Origin of the sequence: Gilliamella sp. B14448G11, assembly GCF_016101765.1 — a bacterium.
Classification (GTDB): Bacteria; Pseudomonadota; Gammaproteobacteria; order Enterobacterales; family Orbaceae; genus Gilliamella; species Gilliamella apicola_N.
Window position 1 is genome coordinate 1 of the sequence record NZ_JACFPX010000056.1, and the last position, 355, is coordinate 355.

1 pseudogene is annotated in these 355 nt (G+C 41.1%); it reads left to right on the forward strand.

Annotated elements, in window-relative coordinates:
* Positions 1-338: pseudogene (locus H3S88_RS13165) on the forward strand (hypothetical protein); the annotation flags it as partial.
* Between the last annotated feature and the right edge of the window lie 17 nt (positions 339-355).

Consider the following 355-nt stretch of genomic DNA (forward strand, 5'->3'; position numbering starts at 1 on the left):
GGTTTGAAACCCATGGTGAACATAATTGCGATGTGATGGTCATCAGTGATTATGAGCAAGGTTATCAGCAGGTGGCTGATATTGTCTACAAACAACCAAGTGGTACACTGGATAACGGCGTTGAAAGTGTCTGGGATATAACCTTACACAGTCAGATGGTGGAATCATCGGTACAAGTACAGGATTATAACTACCGCGATGCGCAGGCGAATTTACTGGGTGAAGTTAACAGCCAACTAAAAGATAACACCACTTATGGCACCGATTACCGTGGTATGTCCACACTTTTTAGTACCAAAAAGATAAGGTCATCGATTTCTTTTGTATTCAATCGGTGACTGATAATTTAATGTTG